At 66.9% G+C, this 17,561-nt stretch carries 11 protein-coding genes and 1 pseudogene; 8 read left to right on the forward strand and 4 right to left on the reverse strand.

Annotated features, from left to right (window positions below; all coding sequences use genetic code 11):
• The first annotated feature begins 65 nt into the window (after window positions 1-65).
• Genes FZ033_RS06060 through FZ033_RS06075 form a run of 4 tightly spaced genes read left to right on the forward strand, consistent with a single transcriptional unit; the run spans window position 66 to window position 7,269 of the window.
• The gene (locus FZ033_RS06060) at window positions 66-329 is read left to right on the forward strand and encodes a hypothetical protein (protein WP_149575246.1); all 264 of its coding nucleotides are present in this window, start codon (window positions 66-68) and stop codon (window positions 327-329) included.
• A gap of 23 nt (window positions 330-352) precedes the next feature.
• Window positions 353-3,046 (forward strand): PD-(D/E)XK nuclease family protein, encoded by a 2,694-nt coding sequence (locus tag FZ033_RS06065; RefSeq protein ID WP_149575247.1) that lies wholly within the window; start codon window positions 353-355, stop codon window positions 3,044-3,046.
• On the forward strand, window positions 3,039-6,209 hold the full coding sequence (locus FZ033_RS24510; protein WP_188079334.1) for a UvrD-helicase domain-containing protein: 3,171 nt from the start codon (window positions 3,039-3,041) through the stop codon (window positions 6,207-6,209). Before FZ033_RS06065 ends, FZ033_RS24510 begins: the two co-directional genes overlap by 8 nt.
• Before the next feature lie 22 nt (window positions 6,210-6,231).
• Window positions 6,232-7,269 (forward strand): helix-turn-helix transcriptional regulator, encoded by a 1,038-nt coding sequence (locus FZ033_RS06075; protein ID WP_210247866.1) that lies wholly within the window; start codon window positions 6,232-6,234, stop codon window positions 7,267-7,269.
• A gap of 28 nt (window positions 7,270-7,297) precedes the next feature.
• Here FZ033_RS06075 and FZ033_RS06080 read toward each other — a convergent pair whose 3' ends face one another.
• The 3 genes from FZ033_RS06080 to FZ033_RS24515 all read right to left on the reverse strand — a co-directional run bounded on the left by FZ033_RS06080 (window position 7,298) and on the right by FZ033_RS24515 (window position 9,220).
• A complete protein-coding gene (locus FZ033_RS06080) occupies window positions 7,298-8,605 on the reverse strand; it encodes a PDDEXK-like family protein (RefSeq protein ID WP_188079335.1) in 1,308 nt (435 codons plus the stop codon).
• Window positions 8,606-8,681: 76 nt separating this feature from the next.
• On the reverse strand, window positions 8,682-9,098 hold the full coding sequence (locus tag FZ033_RS23980; protein ID WP_188079336.1) for a hypothetical protein: 417 nt from the start codon (window positions 9,096-9,098) through the stop codon (window positions 8,682-8,684).
• On the reverse strand, window positions 9,095-9,220 hold the full coding sequence (locus FZ033_RS24515) for a hypothetical protein (RefSeq protein WP_269149853.1): 126 nt from the start codon (window positions 9,218-9,220) through the stop codon (window positions 9,095-9,097). The genes FZ033_RS23980 and FZ033_RS24515 overlap by 4 nt, the downstream gene beginning before the upstream one ends.
• Window positions 9,221-9,503: 283 nt before the next feature.
• Between FZ033_RS24515 and FZ033_RS06085 the strand changes: the two genes are divergently transcribed.
• From FZ033_RS06085 to FZ033_RS06100, 4 genes are all read left to right on the forward strand, one after another.
• Window positions 9,504-11,447, forward strand: coding sequence for an AAA family ATPase (locus FZ033_RS06085; protein ID WP_149575250.1), 1,944 nt, complete (start codon window positions 9,504-9,506; stop codon window positions 11,445-11,447).
• Between the two features lie 217 nt (window positions 11,448-11,664).
• The gene (locus FZ033_RS06090) at window positions 11,665-12,867 is read left to right on the forward strand and encodes a hypothetical protein (protein ID WP_149575251.1); all 1,203 of its coding nucleotides are present in this window, start codon (window positions 11,665-11,667) and stop codon (window positions 12,865-12,867) included.
• Window positions 12,864-14,678: a phospholipase D-like domain-containing protein gene (locus FZ033_RS06095; RefSeq protein WP_149575252.1), complete on the forward strand. Its 1,815-nt coding sequence runs from the start codon at window positions 12,864-12,866 to the stop codon at window positions 14,676-14,678. Before FZ033_RS06090 ends, FZ033_RS06095 begins: the two co-directional genes overlap by 4 nt.
• A complete protein-coding gene (locus FZ033_RS06100) occupies window positions 14,675-17,287 on the forward strand; it encodes a DEAD/DEAH box helicase family protein (RefSeq protein WP_149575253.1) in 2,613 nt (870 codons plus the stop codon). Before FZ033_RS06095 ends, FZ033_RS06100 begins: the two co-directional genes overlap by 4 nt.
• A 58-nt stretch (window positions 17,288-17,345) precedes the next feature.
• On the opposite strand, the pseudogene FZ033_RS06105 reads toward FZ033_RS06100, so the two are convergent.
• A pseudogene (locus FZ033_RS06105) lies at window positions 17,346-17,483 on the reverse strand (transposase); the annotation flags it as partial.
• Window positions 17,484-17,561 lie beyond the last annotated feature (78 nt).

Genomic DNA, 17,561 nt, shown 5'->3' on the forward strand with positions numbered 1-17,561 from the left:
CGGACGACCGGAACTGTCGTGGATGGGAGCCAGAAGAGGGAACTGAGAAAGTTTGGGGATGTGCGATGGCGGAAACCGAAGACGACTTGCAGCGCAAGATCTCGCGTCTCGAAGCCAGGAATGACCGGCTCATGGCCATGGTGGATGACCTGCATCGCAAATGGGGTGAGGCGCTGGACCAGGCTTCCCGCCTCGCAACCCTGCTCGTGGCCGCCGCTGAGAAGGCCGACCTTGAGGCCGCCTCTTCCTCGCGGGACGCGCGAGGCGCCATCCCGGATCGCCATGGCGACGCCAGGATCGCGGCCAGCCAGGGCCAATCGGACATCTAGAAGGGTCGGGGCGGGAGAGAGCGATGTTCCAAGGTGTCTTGGCCTGTCAGGCCGGGGGCTTCATTCCGGCCTATGTGCCCCTGCGGCGGGCATTGTTGGAGCGGGCCTATCTGCCGCCCACCCAGGCGGCGGACCTGTCCTTCGGCGAGGCCCTGCGCCCTCATCTGGCGGCGGGGCCATGGGCGGCGAGCTTTGCCGTCGCGCCGGGGGAAACGGCACGGGCGGTAGAGCGCGCCCTTCGGGACGTGATGCTGGCGAGCGGCACGCTGCGCCCCGACGGCATCGACCTGTCCCGGCTTGATCCGCAGTCGCGGGCGCATCATCACCTCTCGGCCCTTCTGGCGCTATGGGTCCGCTTGGGCGACCTCCTGCCGGACGACCTCGCTTTTTTGCGCCCGATCCTGGAGGCGGAGGCGGATGAGGCCATCGATCCGCTCCATGTGGTCCACGATCCGGCCGATCCCGATCTGACGGCGGTGGAGCGCGCCGTCCTCGACACCTTGCTGCGCCATCACGGCGCGCCCGACGACCTTGCGGCGCGCCGGGGCGCCCTCATCGCCACGCGCGATCGCTGCCACGGCCGGCCCGGTTCCGCCTTGGCCCATCTCCAGGAGACGTTTCTCGCCCAGGCGGCCACCCGTCGGCCGCTGGATGACAGCGTGCATGTCTATGGCCTGCGGGATGCCGCGGCCGAGGCGGACTTCGCGGCGAGCCTCGCCCAGAGCTGGCTTGATGGGGATGCCTCGCTCACGCCGGCCGAGATCGGCCTGCTGCTGCCGGGCGGCCCCCAATATGTGCCGTTCGTTCGCGAGGCATTCGCCCGTGCCGGGCTGCCGCTCTCGGGGCTGCCGTCGGAGGGGGCAAAGCGGGATCTGGCCGGGGAGTGCTTGCTGCACTGCCTCCCTTGCCTGCGCCAGCCGGCTCCGGCAATGGCGCTCGCCTCCCTGGTGCGCTCTCCGCTCATGCCGTGGCCGGCGCAGGATGGGCGCCGGATGTCCGATGGGGTGATGGAGGGGAACTTTGATCGGCGCCATGGCGTGTCACTGACCGGTCCAGCCCTCGCCATGGCCCAACTCCTCAATGACCGGCGCGTCCCGAAGGCGCATGATGCCGCCGAGCGGCTGGCGACGCTCCTGCGCAACCTCACCCGCGATGCCGCCTTCGCCGATGACGTGGAGCGACTGGGCGACCTGGCCCGGCCGATCCGGCTTGCGCTCCTCGCACGTCCGGCCGAGAGCGAGGTGCCGTGGGAGGATCTGCTCGCCGGGGTGCCCGTGGGCGGCGCGCGGGACGAGGGTCCCAGTCCCGCATGCCTCGGCGGCGTTACGATCCTGGTGGATGGCGAGCCGCCAACCGGTCCGGTGCGGCGCCTCATCGTGCTCGGCTTCAATGCCGGCGCCTTTCCGGCCACGCCGCCGGTGAGCCCTCTCTTCCTGGACAGCGAGGTGGCGGAGATCCGCGCCCAATGCGGCCTCGATCTGCCGAGCCAGGAAGCCATCTTGGCTAGGCGGCTGCGGGTGCTGCGCTCGCAGCTTGCGGCTGCCAGCGAGAGTCTCACCGTCCTGGTGCCCTATCGCGACCTGATGGGCGCGCGGAGCGCGCCGTCCGCCTCCCTCGCCTTCATGGCGCGCTGCTTCGAGGGGATCGAGGAACCCGACCATCTCATCGTCGACCTCACCGACGAGCGGCATCTGCCGGAGGAGAGGCTGCCGGTGGCGCCGGAAACCAAAAGCGCCGGTCTGCCACCGCTCAGTGTGCCGTCCACTCTGGCGCTGGGCACCGATCTTCTGGCGCTGCGGACCGATGCGGAAGGTCGCCCCCGCCCCCAGTCGCCGACGCGGCTCGATACGCTTCTCGTCAGCCCGCTGGCCTGGCTGCTGAACGAGCTGGACATCCTGGACCGGCCCTGGGCGCCGGAGACGCTGGATGTGCTCACCAAAGGCAGCCTGTTTCACAAGGTGGTGGAGCACTTGTTCCCGCCCGATGCCCCCCAGCCGTCCGAGGCGGACATCCGCGCCCGGCTTCCCGATCTGCTGGCGGCGGAAATTGCGGCGTCGGCGCCCTTCCTTGCCAGTGGCGGCTGGATGGTGGAGCGCCAGTCCATGGAGCGGGAGTTCACGACGTCGGCTCTCTCCTGGCGGGCGATGCTGGAGGCGCTGGGTGCCCGCGTCATCGCCAGTGAGCTGCCCCTGCGCGGAACGGCGCTGGGTGTGCCCTGCCGGGGCTTCGTGGACTGCGTGCTGCTGCTGCCCGATGGTCGCCTCGTCATCGTGGACCACAAGACCAGCGGGTCCGGCACCCGGCGCCAGCGCATGGAAAGCGGTTTCGACCTTCAGGTGGAAATCTATCGAAGCCTCGCGAACCAAGTGGCCAGCGTCCCCACGGAGGCTGGCCTTGAGGTGAAAGCTCTCGCCCGAGGCGGCCCCATGGGCGTCGCGTATCACACCACGCGGGATGGCATCTTGCTGCTGAATGGCCTCTCCATCGTCGCCCCGCCAGGCGGGGTCGAGGTGATCGACACCGACATATCGAGCGCCGCCACCGTTCGCGTCACGCAGGAGATCGCGCGCCTGCGGGCCGGCACACTGCGGTTGCCAGGGGCGGCGGAACGTACAATGCTCGAAAAGGCCGGGGTCGGGCTCTATGCCCTGGAGACGAGCCCGCTTGTTGGCCTCTTCACGCCCGCAGCGCCCGCGCAGGAGGGGGACGATGCCTGACATTCGCATCGTGCCCGCCGGCGCCGGCGCCGGAAAGACCCACCACATCAAGCAGACCCTGCTGGACTGGGTGAAGGATGGCTCCGTCCGCCCGGAGCGAATCCTTGCCGTGACCTTCACCGAGGCGGGGGCGGGGGAACTGCGCCATCGCATCCGCGCGAGCCTCATCGCCGAGGGGCGCATGGAGGGGGCGCTGGCGGTGGACCGCGCCTATGTCTCCACCATTCACGGCCTCGGCCTGCGCCTGCTCACCGAGCACGCTCTGGCCGCCGGCGCGTCGCCAGCGCCCCGCCTGCTCTCGGACGAGGAGCGCGACCTCCTGATCCGGACCGAGCTGCCCCATGCGGACGACCTCGCCGAGGTGTCCGCCGACCTTGCGCGCTACGGCTATCGCTTTGCACTCGGCACCACACCGGAAGCGGAGTTTCGCGGCCGGGTGTTCGAGACCGTCTCGCTGCTCGCCACCATGGGCCCGCGCGGGCTCGATCCGACGCTGCCCGCACGGGCCGAGGCCGCCATCTGCGCCACCTATGGCGCGGCCCAGGGGGAGGCGCTGGCGCTGGCGACGCGGCTCCATGGCGCGGTGGCTACCTTGCTGAAGCGCTTCCCAGGCAGCCTGTCGCGGCCCGACATGAACAAGACGGCCCGGGACACCTTCCGGGGCGATCACCAGGCGCTCCGCGCGGCGCAGGACCTGGCGCGCCTGGAGCGGGACTGGGGCCTGTGGGTTGCGCTGAGCGACTTGCGCCTCACCCGGCGCGGCACGCCGACGCCCGAGGGCTATGACGACCTCGCCCGCGCGGTGATGGAGGCGGCGTCCGCCCTTTCCAGCCATCCCGGCCCCCTGGAGGATGCCTGCCGCCATGCGCGGTGCCTGATCACGGGTGCGCAGCAGATCCTCAAGGGCTATGCCGCCCGCAAGCGCGCCCTCGGAGTCATCGACTTCACAGACATGGTGGCGGATGCGGGGCGCCTGCTGCGCGAGAATGCCCGCATCCGTGCGGCGGTGCTGGGCGAGATCGACTGCGTCATCGTCGACGAGTTCCAGGACACCAATCCGGCCCAGTTCGCCCTGCTCTGGCCGCTCATCCAGGGGGCGCCCCGGGCCATCATCGTGGGCGACGTGAAGCAGGCCATCATGGGCTTCCAAGGCGCCGATGCCCGGCTGATGGAAGCCCTCGTCACCCGTTTCGCCTCCGGCGTCGCGCCGCTCGATCGCAACTGGCGCTCCTCGCCGCGTATCATGGCCTTCGTCAATGCGGTGGGCGCACAGCTGTTTCCCGGCCGCTACGATCCCCTCACGCCCACCCAGCCGGACGGCACCGGCTTCGCTTTGGAGGTGGTGGCGACGCAGGCGCCGCGCACGGGAGGCGGCACGCTGCGCCCCTACCATCACCTCGCCGCCCATCTGCGCGCCTTGCTCACGCGCCCCGACACGCGCATACGCGACCGCCAATCCGGCGCCTTGCGTCCGCCCGGCCCGGGGGATTTGGCCGTGCTCTGCCCCACCCATACGCAGTGCCAGGCCTATGCGGCGGCATTGGCGCGCCTGGGGGTGCCCGTCCGCGTGGCGGGTTCGGGCTGGTGGACGAGCCCCATCGTGCAGGCGGCGCGGTTCGCGCTCCAGGTGGCCGACGACCCGCAGGACCGCCACGCCGCCTTGTGCTTCGCGACGCTCGGCCCGCCCGCTCTGCCTCTTGAAACCGCCCTCAAGCAGATGCTGGACGGCGGCACTCTCGACCATCCAGCCCTTGCGCGCCTGCGGGCCCTTGCCGCTTCCAGGCCGAGCGACACCGTCCGCGCCTTGCTCGGCGCGGCCATTGCGGCGGCGGGTTTGCGTGACTGGGCCGACCTTCAGGACGACCCGGCGCAGGCCCGCGCCGACCTGCTGCGCCTGGAAGCCGAGGCCGAAGGCTTCCTTGCCACCCATCGGGACATGCGGGCGGCGGCGGGCTTCTACGGCTTCGGGGTCAAGGTGTTCCTGGGCTGGATGGAATCGCGCCAAGGCGAGCGCGGCTTCGACCAGCGCCCCAATCCCACCGGCAATGTGGCCGATGGCGTGGAGATCCTCACCTGGCACGCCTCGAAGGGGCGGGAATGGCCCGTGGTGGCGGTGGTGGGGCTCGACCAGGAGTTCGGGCCCCGCGTGGGCGGATGGCGGGCGGCGTGCGAGGATTATGGCGACCTCGACGGCATGCTGGAGCGCACTCATCTCGCCCACACGCCGAAATTCCATGCGCCCGGGACCAATGAACGCTTTCTGGCCGGCGAAGCGCCCCAGGCGCAGGACACGGCGCGGCGCCTGCTCTATGTGGCCTTCACGCGGGCGCGGGACGTGCTGGTGCTGGAATGGCCGGAAACCTTCGCGCAGAAGGCCGAGGCCGGCGAAAAGCCCCCCTTCAGCGGCTGCGCCCTGCTTGTCGCCGGCGGAATGAAGCTGGAGCCGGGGCACATCCGGCTCGGCAAGGCGGCCTTTCCCGCCCGCATCTCCTTCTGCGGCAAGGAAATGCCACCCGAATGCGAGGGGGAGCCGCCGGCCCGGGCGCAGTCCTTGGCGCGACTGGGGCGGCGCGCCATCCTCCCACGCCTGCCGCGGCCGGATGGCGGGCCGGCCTTGCTCGTGCCCTCGGGCCTCGACACGGCCCTTTCCGCCCCCCCGGTTGGGCTTGCCACGGACGCCATCGGCCCGGCCTTGTCCATGCCGCCCGAGACCTTCGCCAGCGCCACCGACCGCGGCACGGCGCTCCATGACATGCTGCGCATCCTTCTCGTGCGCCCCGACATGGCGGACCACGCTGCGCCGCGCCTCGGCCTGAGTGGAGAGGCCTGTTCCATCCTCACCCGGCAGGCGGAGGCTCTTCGCGCCTGGCTGGCCAGCAGGGGCTATGGCACGCTCATGACCGAAGTGCCGATCGAGGTGCAATTGCCCGGCGGCGCCCGTGTCAGCGCGGCTCTGGACCTTGTGGCGCGGGGCGAGGCCGGCCTTGCGATCATCGATCACAAGAGCGATGCGGTCTCCGATTGCGACGCCCGCTTCGCCCATCACTGGCCGCAACTGTCCTCCTACGCAGCGGCCGTGCGCGCCCTGGGCTTCGCACGGGAGCCCATTCTGATGGGCATCCATTGGCTGGGGCGCGGAGCGGTGACGTATGGGATGAAATAGCGGCGATTGTGGAGGGAACAGCGTGGCCCAGGACACCATCCGCCTTGAAAAGGCGGCGAACCTTCTGAAGCTCGCCCAGGCGCTTGCGACCTCGGCGGAGGGGCTTTCGCTGGACGAGATCGCCAGCCAGTTCTCGGTCAACCGGCGCACCGCCGAGCGCATGCGCAATGCGGTGCAGGATCTGTTTCCCGGCTTCGAGACCCTGGAGGAGGGCAGGTTCAAGCGCTTTCGCATCACGGGCGGGCTCGGCGCCTTCTTCATCGCGCCCAGCGTCAGCGAGCTTGCGGAACTGGAGACGGCCTGCAAGGGGCTCCAGCAGGCCGGCCACCAGCCGCGCGCCGCCTTGCTGCGGACCTTGCAGACTAAGATCACCGCCGCCCTGCGCGACACCACGCGCCGCATGCTGGCCCCCGATATGGAAGCCTTGTGCCGCGCGGAGGCCATCGCCCGGCATGTGGGCCCCCACGTCGTCACCGATGAGGCGACCCTTCAGATCCTGCGGGAAGCCCTCATCGCCATGATGCGCGTAAGCTTTTACTATCCCCTGCCGGACGGGCCGGACGGCTATGTGCGCACCGTCGTTCCCTATGGCCTTCTGTTCGGTGCCAATGCCTATCTGGTTGGCCGCGAGGCGGGGCGCCCCGACGCCGTGCTTTGGCGTCTCGACCGCATGCGGGGCGTGAAGATGACCGCCCAGGCCGGCGGGCCGCCCGAGGACTTCAACCTCGATGCCTATGCCGCCCGCTCCTTCGGCACCTTCCAGGAGCCCGCCATCCGCGTGGTCCTGCGTTTCGGGTCAGAGGCGTCAGAGGCGGCCGCGCGCATGGTGTTTCACCCCACACAGGAGGCCCGGAGGCTGGAGGATGGCCGGCTGGAGGTGTCGTTCGTGGCCGGAGGAAAGCTGGAAATGGTGCATCACCTTTTCACCTGGGGCGCCACGGTGGAGATTGTCGAGCCGCCAGAGCTTCGGGACCAGATGATTGCAGAACTGAAGGCAGCGCTCGCGGGCCACGAACGCCCCACGCGGACCCGTTCCAGGGGCATCCGCGGCAAGAATTGAGGTCGCGCAGGGCGCGGCGCGTTTCCCGTCAGGGCTTTGCCATCGGAGCGGACGGTAGGAGGACGGGTTCTGCGGGGGCGGTGCCGAGTGCGTCCCTGATCCTGTGGACGGCCGCCAGTATCTTTCCCGCCACATCGGTTTCCGGACCGCGATGGCCCCTTTCCCGCTCCGCGACCTGGACCCACGGCTCGGGGTTGGCCCAGAAATCTGCCGGCAGTGGACACAGGTCGTTTCCCACATTGGGCAGAAACACCCACGCCCAAAGGTCGTCGCCCCATTTCTCCGAGGCCACCAGACCCGTCAGGCGAGAGGCATATGCGCGCCCTTCAGCAATGCGCATGGGATCTTGGGAGTTTTTCTCCTCGCGTCGCATGAGGCCGATGGCCATCATGTCGAACGCCTGCACCCGAACGATGAAGGGGATCTGGCTCGCAGTCTCGAAATTCAGTGTGAAACCGTCATTCCTGAATTCTGATTTCAGCAAGCCGGCGCCTTCGTTATTGCTGATATCCGAAACCAGCGCTTTGAAAAGTTCTCTTTTCATCTCTAAGAGCGAACGCTGGACATCGAACGCGGAACGGATGAAGTCCGAACGGCCGGACATCAGGCTGACAAGAGCGTCATCTTGGTTCATGTCACGCATGCCGACAAACTCCGCTTTGATCTGTGCTTGAATTTCTTCGATAAAACTTGCCACGCGGGGGGAGCGGGATGCCAGTCGGCAGGCATCCAGCCACGCGGGTTCCCCCGGTCGAGGCGATAGCGCGAGGTCCCGGTAGCTGAGGCAGACGAGTGTTCCGTCGCGCTGTCTCGCCTCCGCCACCTCGTGATCCAGGCTGTGTTTCGAAGGCAGCCGACCATCGGCTGTCAGGTAGACGATGGTGGCCTTGAGATGCGCCCGGCTGAGTTGATCCGCATATGTGAAATAGCGCTGCAACTGCCGGTCCTGGTCTGCGGCATAGGGTTTGTTTTCAATGACGAGAAACCGCTCACCGCATTCGACGACGATGTCGATGCGGCCATCAGAAAAGGAGTGTTCAATCTCGACACGGGCCTGGTCGCAGTCCTTTTCGGACCAGAGGCCGGCCCCCGGAACCAGGTTGCGCACGAACAGATGGAGGAAGCGCCCCTTTTGCGCGTGGGTCTCACGCGGGTTCAGCAGCCATGCCATCAGCCTCGACCACATGAGTTCGTCGAGCCACAGGAACTGGAGCGGACTGAAATCCGGCGCGAGGCGATCCTCATATTGTCGCCGCGCCGCTTCCACCACGGTGCGGCAGGCCGCCACTTCGCTCAGAAGCTGGTGGGCCGTCTGAATGGGGTCAATGCGAGTCAAACCTGCACCTTTCCTTTCCTCGGATGCGCCCTTCGTCCATGCCCTTGTCGTTCGGGCGGCGCCGCGTCCATCCCCCTCAGTACCGCCGATAATGCGCGTCGACCGCAAATCGCACGCGCGCGGCCTCAAGGGCGAAGCGGGCGAGGATAGCGCAGCGGCGCCGGGGCGTGTGGAGGCCCGGATCCGCATAGAGAATGAAAATTCCAGGGCCGCATTGATAGACGATGCGGCCCCGCGGGAAGTCCTCATATTCATGGTCGAGGATGCAAGCGGGAAGCGCCAGTCGCGCCAGGCCGCGCATCCCGAGGGCGCGCCAGGCCTCCCATGTTTCGAAATGCCCCCGGGGATGGCCCAGGCACGCCCCATAAGGTTCCGCCTGCGACAACGGCGTGCTGTCGCAGAGCAGAACCGGCCCGCCGGGCGCAGGCACCAGCCAGAAGATGCCGAGCTGGGGCGTCGGCCGCGCCGTGGGGTCGAAGGCGCCCGCCGTCACAGCCAGCCGAACATCAGGAGGGCGATGGCGGCGATCATGAGGCCGAACAGGCCGAGGCCGATGAGGATCATGCCCCACAAGATGAGGCCGCGCGGCGTCCGATCGGGTTCAAAAGTCTGCATGCACCCCCTCCGTTGGCCTGATTAGGGATGCCATTGACATGCGACAGAAACGGTCGCATTCGGGCTGGATCGCCTTGGCGGCGCCTTCGGGGCTGTTCGGGGACGATGCTCATCGTGCGACCATTTCTGTCGCATCTTTGTGGCATCTCCTCTCTCCCTCACGGAGAGCGCTATGCACCCTTTTGAACGGCATATCCTGGCCCGATAGGTCGCGGACCTCGCCACCGGCGGGAGCGCGGTCTGGGCGCGCTGGTGGCGGAACACGGAGCTGGCGCACTGGCTGGTGCGCCACCAGGCCGTGATTGGGCTTCCCGCCCTTCCCGGTACGCAGGACGAGAACGACCCCTCGGCCAATTCCGCCGCCCGCGATGCCGCGCTCCGGCACTTCACCAGCCTGCGCCAAAGCCGGACGCCAGCGGCCTCGCCCCTGGAGCGCAAGATCTCCTGGCTCGCCGACGAGTTGGGCCTCGGCCAGATCGACCGGTCGATCCTCGCCCTGCTGGTGCGGACGGCGACGGTTCCAAAAGCCCATGATCTGGCCTTGGCTTTGGGGAGCCAGTTCATTCCGGAGCGCCTGCGCATGCCGCATAATATGGATGTGGCGCTGGGCAGCATCGCCGCGCTGCTGGGGCAGACCCCGCGCGCCGTGAGCCGTCGCCTCACGCGCGAGATGCCGCTGATGATGTACGGCCTCGTGGACGACCGGAGGGGGCAGGATTTCGCCGCCTCCGATCGTACTTTGAAGGTTTCGAACGCGTCCCGCTCCACCGCGCAGACGCTGCGCAGCCTCCTGTTTGGCAAGCCCAAGACCACATCCTTGACGTGGGAGGATTTTTCCCACCTGAAGGCCGACGCAGAAGTGGTGTGCGACCTTCTGAAGGCGGCGTCCCGCAGCCGGACGCGGGGCATCAACATCCTGCTCCACGGCGCGCCCGGCACCGGAAAGACCGCCTTTGCCAGTGCGCTCGCCGCGCGGGCGGGGCTCCACGCGGTGTTCGTGGGGGAGTGCGCGGAGGAGGGCGAGGAGCCCGACCGGGAGCAACGCATCAGCGCGCTCGCCCTCGCGCAGAAGCTCTCCAGCCAGAGCGAGGGGCTGCTTCTGGTCATGGACGAGGCAGAGGACATTTTCGTCGGCGTGGACGAGGCGCGCGGCCACAGCCGCCTCGGTGCCAAGGTGTTCATGAACAACCTGGTGGAGGCCAATCCCTGCCCGACGCTCTACATCTCCAACCATCCCCACCGGCTGGGCCGTGCCGTCCTGCGCCGCATGACCTATGCCGTGGAATTTCCGCGCCTGGATCGCGCGGCCCGCGAGCGGATCGTCCGCCGCTCGGCCACCCGCCACAAGATCGCGCTCGATCCGGCGCGCCTGCAGGAGCTTGTCCGCCTGGATGCGCCCCCCGCGCTCATCGATCATGGCCTGCGGGCCGCGCGCCTGTGCGGCGCGGAGAGCCGGGTCGCGGTGCGCGCCGCCGCGTCGGTGTTGAAGGTGATGGGAGGGCGTCCTGCCCCCGTGGACGCAAAGGCGCGGTTCCACGCCGCCTTTGCCTGTGCCGATACCGACCTTGCGCGCCTCACCGACAGGATCGTGGCCAGCGGGCGCACGGAAATCTCGCTCTGCCTCCATGGCCTTCCCGGCACGGGCAAGAGCGCCTATGCTCGCCATCTGGCCGAGCGCATGGGCCTTGAAGTGCTGGAAAAGCGGACCAGCGATCTCCTCGGCATGTTCGTGGGCGAGACCGAGCAGAACATCGCCGCATGCTTCGCCGAGGCGAAGGACAAGCGTGCCTTCCTTATTTTCGACGAGGCGGATTCCCTGTTGCGCGACCGCACCAATGTCGGGCAGTCCCATGAAGTGAGCCAGGTGAACGAGATGCTCACCTGGATGGAAAGCCACCCCTATCCCTTCGCCTGCACCACCAACTTTGCCGACGCGCTCGATCCAGCCGCCGCGCGGCGCTTCCTGTTCAAGGTCAGATTTCTGCCCCTCTCCCAAGCCCAAGCCCGCGCCCTCTTCGCCCACACGTTCGGCCAGACCGCGCCCGCGCACCTGGACGGCCTCTGCCAGCTCACCCCCGGCGATTTCGCGGTGGTCGCCCGCAAGGCGCAGGTGATAGGAGAAACCGACGCCTGCGCCCTGGTGGAGGCGCTTGCCGCCGAAGTGGAGGCCAAGCCCGGCGGCCCCGGCCGCCCCATCGGCTTCCGGGCGCCGGCGCCGACAGGCTGACGACCCGGCGAGGGGACGGCGATACGTGGCGGCCGCCTGCACGCGCGACTGGCAGCATCATCCGCAAGAGGGATCGATTCGGCGGTCCAACGCATGGGGAGCAGTCATTGCCGCAGCGATCGACACACGCGCCGTTCTTGCGGGCGGCAGCGCCATCGCGCACCAAATGCCTATGGGGCCACGCGGGCGGTACATGTCGCAAATCGGGGAAAGGGACTTGGAAGTGGTGGAAGCATGGGGAATCCTCCGGCCTGGCGACATCCCTTCGGCTCGCCGGCTGCAGGCACTGGGCCTGACCAGTGCGGTTCGCCACTTCAATGAAAGGGCGGTGCCCGGCATGGGCGGGCTTTGGTTTGCCATGCCTTTGGTGTGGTCGATGCTTGGAATAAGCGTCGCGCGCAAGCTCCACCATCGTCCCATTGAAGCGGCGAACGCCGTAGAAGCGCTGGCCATGAAGGAGGCGCTCGCCAAAGGGGGAGGAGAGTCAAATCCACGTGTGCGGGGAAGCCGGAACCTACCTTACGTCACAGGCGATTTTCAGATCCTGAGCAAGCCGGGCTCGTACGTCACCCAGCCGTTCCGGCAAACCTGCACCCAACCCCTCGTCACCCTCGGCCTCGTTCAAGGCACGCGGGCGCGGTTTAACTCCTTCGACCTCACGGAGGATGGAAGGCGCCTTCTTGCACCGCTTGGGATTGTTCCCGACCTGATCGAAAAGTGGGTCTGTCGCGGCATGCGCCCGCCTTCTGATGACTTGGCACCTATCGCCCCGACCGCGTGTCTTCCTGACGCCATACGTGCGGAGCTGACCCGGCGCATCTATGGCGAGGGCGCCGATGCGGAGCGGCGAAAGGCCATTCGCGACATGCGCGGGGACCAGAACTCAGACGCATTGCTCAACGCTTCGCTCCCGGCGGGCCTGACGCACGAGCATCTGGTGGATCTGCGCGGAGGCATTGCGGCCGTTCAATTGCGGGCGGCCGCGCTTGAGGTCCTCGGCGCGGTCGAGAACCGGATCTCCAGACGGCGGGATGATGGGCTGACGCCGGCACTCAGTCTCGACGAGGCTGAGCGAGACGAGGGCATTTGCGCGAAAATCGAAGCATGCGTCGTCAAGGCCGAGCGTGTCGCCCGCCATATCGAAGCGGCCAATGAGCCGGAGAGCCAGACATTCTTGGGCGAATGCCGGACCCCCAACGGTCTCGTGCGGCGTCTCGCCAAGCGGGACGGGGTCGTGATTGTTCTGCGCGATGAGGAGCTGGCGCCCGGGCCCGCATTCGGGGCAGACGCCGTGCCTGAAGGCGATACGGATGCCGCTCCGTCAGGGGTGCCAGAACTGCCTCGGATCGCAAATCTCCTCGCGCTCACGGCCGATCTCTGCGGCGCCAATTCGCAAGCCGTCGGAGGAGACGCCCCATGAGCCAAAGCCTGTTGACGCTCTTCGCCCCTCCCGAAGAGGGAGAATATGTCGGTGACTTCGGCATGCTGTGCGGCTTCACGGCCAGCGCCGGTGTGCTCAATCGGATTGCCGAAACCTTCTCGGGAGATGGCTCGCGTCCGCGCTTGGCCGCTTTCATCCATCCGACCGCCTTGGCTGTCACCGACGTCCCCGGTCTAGCCTGGATGCATTTTCGCCTGCCGCTGCCCTTCCGCCTTCTCCATGCGAAGGTGGCGCTTCTCGGATTTTGCGGGCCGACGGACTATCTGCTGCGCCTCGCGGTCAGCACGGGGAACTGGACCGCAGAGCCGCTGACGACCAGCATCGACATGTTCTGGTGCGCCGACCTTGTCGTGGGCGCGCGTGACCTACAACTCGCCTCCGACATCCGCGCGGCCGATGACCTGTTTGGTTGGCTGCGGGAGCGTTGCAACGACGACCTGCTGCAGCAGACCTTCGATGGCGCCCGTCCCGACGAACGCTTCCGGGAGGCAATCGACCGAATGCCAGCCGAAGGTCGCCGGCCGCGTTTTGTGGATACACGCAAAGAGACAATGCGCTCACAGGTGTTGGAGAGACTGACCAAAGGCAGTAGACGGCACCTGGTCATCGGGTCGGGATATTACGAGCAAGGGGTCAGCGAGAACACCGAAAGCCTCTTAGAGAGCCTCCACAACCAGCTTGTGAGGGAGCGGAAGCTCGCCAAGGAAGATGTGGCCCTTGATCTCGTGCTCAATGAGGACAGCTGCCAAGGTCTATACGAGTGCGCCGAACATTTGGTCGGGAAGGGATGGAAGCTCCGTCGACCCGGCTCCCTTCATAAGGAGCACAGCCAAGCCAAGCTGCATGCCAAATACCTCTATCTCGCGCAATTTGGCAGAAAGGGAGAGATTGGACGGGCGCAAATCTATATCGGCTCGGGCAATTTCAGCCGTGCGGGGTTCGAGAGCACCGCACCCCATGGCAATCTTGAGGCGGGGATTGTCGTCTCGCCCGATCCCACACTGAGCTGGCGCAACAATGCAAAGAACAGCATTCGCAGCTTTCTGCCCGGCGATTTTGCATCCGGCGTGGAGCTAGCCGCGCTCGCCCCTGGCGCCGCATTCGATCCTCCGCCGGACCCACCACCGCCTCCGCCGGTGGCGTTCGTGGAATGGGCGGGCGGCGAGGTCAGAGCGCCTGCGGCCTGCGAGGTCGCGGTCGAGGTCCTTGGTCCCGCGGACGCGCCAGTGGAGCTGCCGTGCCCGTGGCCCGCGCCGCCCCCCGCCTTCGTGACGCTGCACCCGACGGGCTGGAAGGTGCCTGTGCGTGCTGACGGGGCCCTGGTGGTGCCACGGCGGAGTGCCCCCACGTTGGAAGACATCCTGGTGCTTATCGGTCAGTTTCCGGCTGCCCCCATCGGCGTCGGAGAGGAGGAGGAGGACGGGGAGGGCATCGACCGGGTGTGCAAATGCGAGGCATTTGAGGCGGAAAACAATGCCACGCGCACCTACCCGATCAGGCAGATGATGCGCCTGATGACGCGCCTCACGGAGGCCCAGAAGAACCATGATCCAAGGGATTGGCAACGCTGGTGCCGTGAGCTCCAGCAGAACCTTTCCGATCTGGCCCAGACCGAACCGGACATGATTAGGCCCTTCCGCGAGGCGGGTGCCAATCCGCTGTATGCCCTGTCCGACACGGAATTCCTGCCCGCCGGCGTCGATCGCCAGCGGATCGAGGCGGCGATCCGCCACATCACGGAGGCCTGGGATCTGTCAGGTGCGGGGAATCTTTGGGAGCATACGCCGTGACCGGATTTCAAGGATGGGAGGCCGTCGCGGACGGCTTGGATGCGGTTGCGGCTCAGGCCGAGGGCTTGGACGTGGAACATGCCCAGCTCGATGAGGGCCAGTGCGCCAGCATCCGGATGATCGCGCAGCGTATGCGGGGTGGGCGTCGCGCCCTTCTCATCGCGGATGAGGTCGGCATGGGCAAGACTCGCATCGCCGCCGCCCTCATCTCGGCCGTTCGCAGCTGCGGCGGGCGCGCGGCCATCGTGATGCCCGCCGGGCTTGGCGCGCAATGGCAGAAAGAGCTCGCCATCTTCGACCCGGACCATCGCACACTCATGCCGCTGCGCAGCTATGAGAGCTTTATTCGAGGCTTTGCCAGGGAGGGACATGACGGACTCCGCCAGGGGTGGCAGGAGCGTCGCAATGCGAAGCTGAACGACCGACGTCAGCAGCGTGAACTGCCGGAGAGTTCTTGGCAGGACGAGAAGATTTTGATGATTTCACATGCCTTTGCGCGGATGACGTTTCCGTTGCCTGAGAACGGAAACCTCCCGTGGCGCCGCGAGCTGATGCCCGCGTTTGAGGCTCTGTGCAAGGGACGCAGGCGCAACATGCGCGAGGGTGGGCGTGGAGAACGTCACGCATCGCACGAGGCGGCCCGCGCAGCCTTCGCGACCCTCGCCGCTGAACCCCTGCCGATGGAGTGGGCGCGGGATTGGCGGCTCATGCCATCGGAGGATTTTCGTCGCGCAGTGCTGCCCGTGATCGGCCGCGCCCTCGGCCGCTTCGATCTTGTGGTCATTGATGAGGCACATAAGGCGCGCGGCGAGGACAGCAGCCTCTCCCGGATCCTCAGCGCTCTCATCTGGGAAAGCGCGGACCCGTTTCGCCTTGGGATGACGGCAACGCCGGTGGAACTCGAAGCGCAACAATGGCTCAACACGCTGCAGCGAATTTGCGGCCCAGCGGATCCTTCGGCAGATGGGGAGGGCAACGGAGGCGACCTCAGAGCCATCACAGACCCTATCTCCAAATATGCCGAAATTGCCAAGCGCCTGCGAGCCGAGCCACTGGACGAGGCCTTGGTCAGCGCATTCGAGCAGGCCGCAAAGTGCTTTTCCTCCGCCCTCGGACCTTACATCATTCGGCGCGACAAGCGCTCAGACCGCGAACTGAAGGGCTTCCAGGAGGCACATGGGTGCAGCTATCGGGACATCCGAACGGTCTCGGTGACCACGAAAGTCATGGGCCGCGATTGGATGCGCGCTTTTTGCGCCGCTGAGGCGCTGTCGCTTCTTCCGGAAACAGACACCGCCACCAAGCGCCGTCGCCTGACGGTCGAGAAAGGCCACGGCCTGGACAGGCTGATCTTGGAGTCCGCTGCGTTGGGATCGAAGGCTGAGCTTGACTTCTGGTCTCGCAATGCCCGGCCTCCGCACGACGCAAGCATATTCACTCACCCGGCCGTTCTCGCTGCGGTGAGGATCATTGAGGCGGCCACCGCTGAAGGTCGCAAGGCGCTTGTGTTCGGCACCTTGCTTCAACCTCTCTTCGCGCTGACGCGCCTGCTCGATGCGCGTGCCATGCTGCGCCATCTCGCGGAAGGCAAGCATTGGCCGGCACGGGAAATCGACCCCAGTTCCACGAGGCATGATCTCGGCGCGGTGGAGGCTGTCCGGGCAGCCCTTCTGTCGCCGGATTGCCCGGTCGGCATTCCAAATACTGTCGAGGACATCAATCGTGTGCTCGCTGCACGATACGACTCCGCCCGCCAGAAGCGCGACGCGAGCCTCAGGTCGGTCCACGGGGAGATCTCGGCTCTGGCCGGGGACGGGGATGACACCGCATTGCTCATCTCGCAGGTCTGGGCAGCGCACGAACAGGATGGCATTGCGCGGCTGCTGCAGGCGCTGGAGAGCCGCCGTTCCCTACGTTCAGACGTACAGGATGTGGAGGCTCAGACGCGCTGGACGACAAAATGTCTGATCAAAGACACATACGAGTTGGTCAAAAAGCTCCGTGAAGACTCCAGCGACTTCTCTACGAAAGAAACGCCAGACGGTTTGACTGCCCGCCAGGAGAGCCGGCTCCAGCTCCTTCAGGCTCATCTCGGCGAATTTTCCGGCCGGGGAGGCAGCTTCGCCCGACTGCTCTACGGAGAGACCAGGCCCCAGACCAGGCGTTTCCTCCAGAACGCCTTCAACCGCCCGGGTTCTTGGCCGACGGTCTTGGTGGCGCAGTCCATGGTCGGGCGAGAGGGGCTGAACCTGCACGAGGAATGCCGCACGGTGGTCCTCCTGCATGCGGAGTGGAATCCCGGTGTCGTGGAACAGCAGATCGGCCGGGTGGACCGCAAGAACAGCCGCTTCTTGAAGGATTACCGCGCGGGTGATTGGCGTAGTCATGGCGCGTCGCCGCCGCGCATCGAGGTCTCCTGCATCCAGATGGATGGAGGGTATGACAGCCTTCATTGGGCTCAATTGCTGAGGCGATGGGACGATTTGCGTGCCCAGTTGCATGGCGATGTGGTTTCGATGCGAGACCGGGAGCGCTCTCGGACCGATCCCGAACTCGAAAGCCTGATCAGGCGGCTCGATCTCGCGGCTCCCGATTTCTATCCTAGGTGACTCTGCGGATCAGACTGCCTCCACCTTATCCTAGGCAGCGGTCTCATAACGCATTGAGGGTTGTGCGCGGACCGTAGCGCTCAGGCACGTCCCGCCAAGGCGCCCCGGTCCGGAATCGCCAGAGAATGCCGTTGATCACCAAGCGGTCATCCACCCGCGCAGCATCCACAGCTTTACCAATCTGCAACGACACCACCGCCTACGGATCAAGTGGACGGGGAACAGGCTGCGTGATGAGGAACGGTCGAGCGCGGCCCATCACGCAAATAATTCA

The organism is Xanthobacter oligotrophicus (genome assembly GCF_008364685.1).
GTDB lineage: Bacteria > Pseudomonadota > Alphaproteobacteria > Rhizobiales > Xanthobacteraceae > Xanthobacter > Xanthobacter oligotrophicus.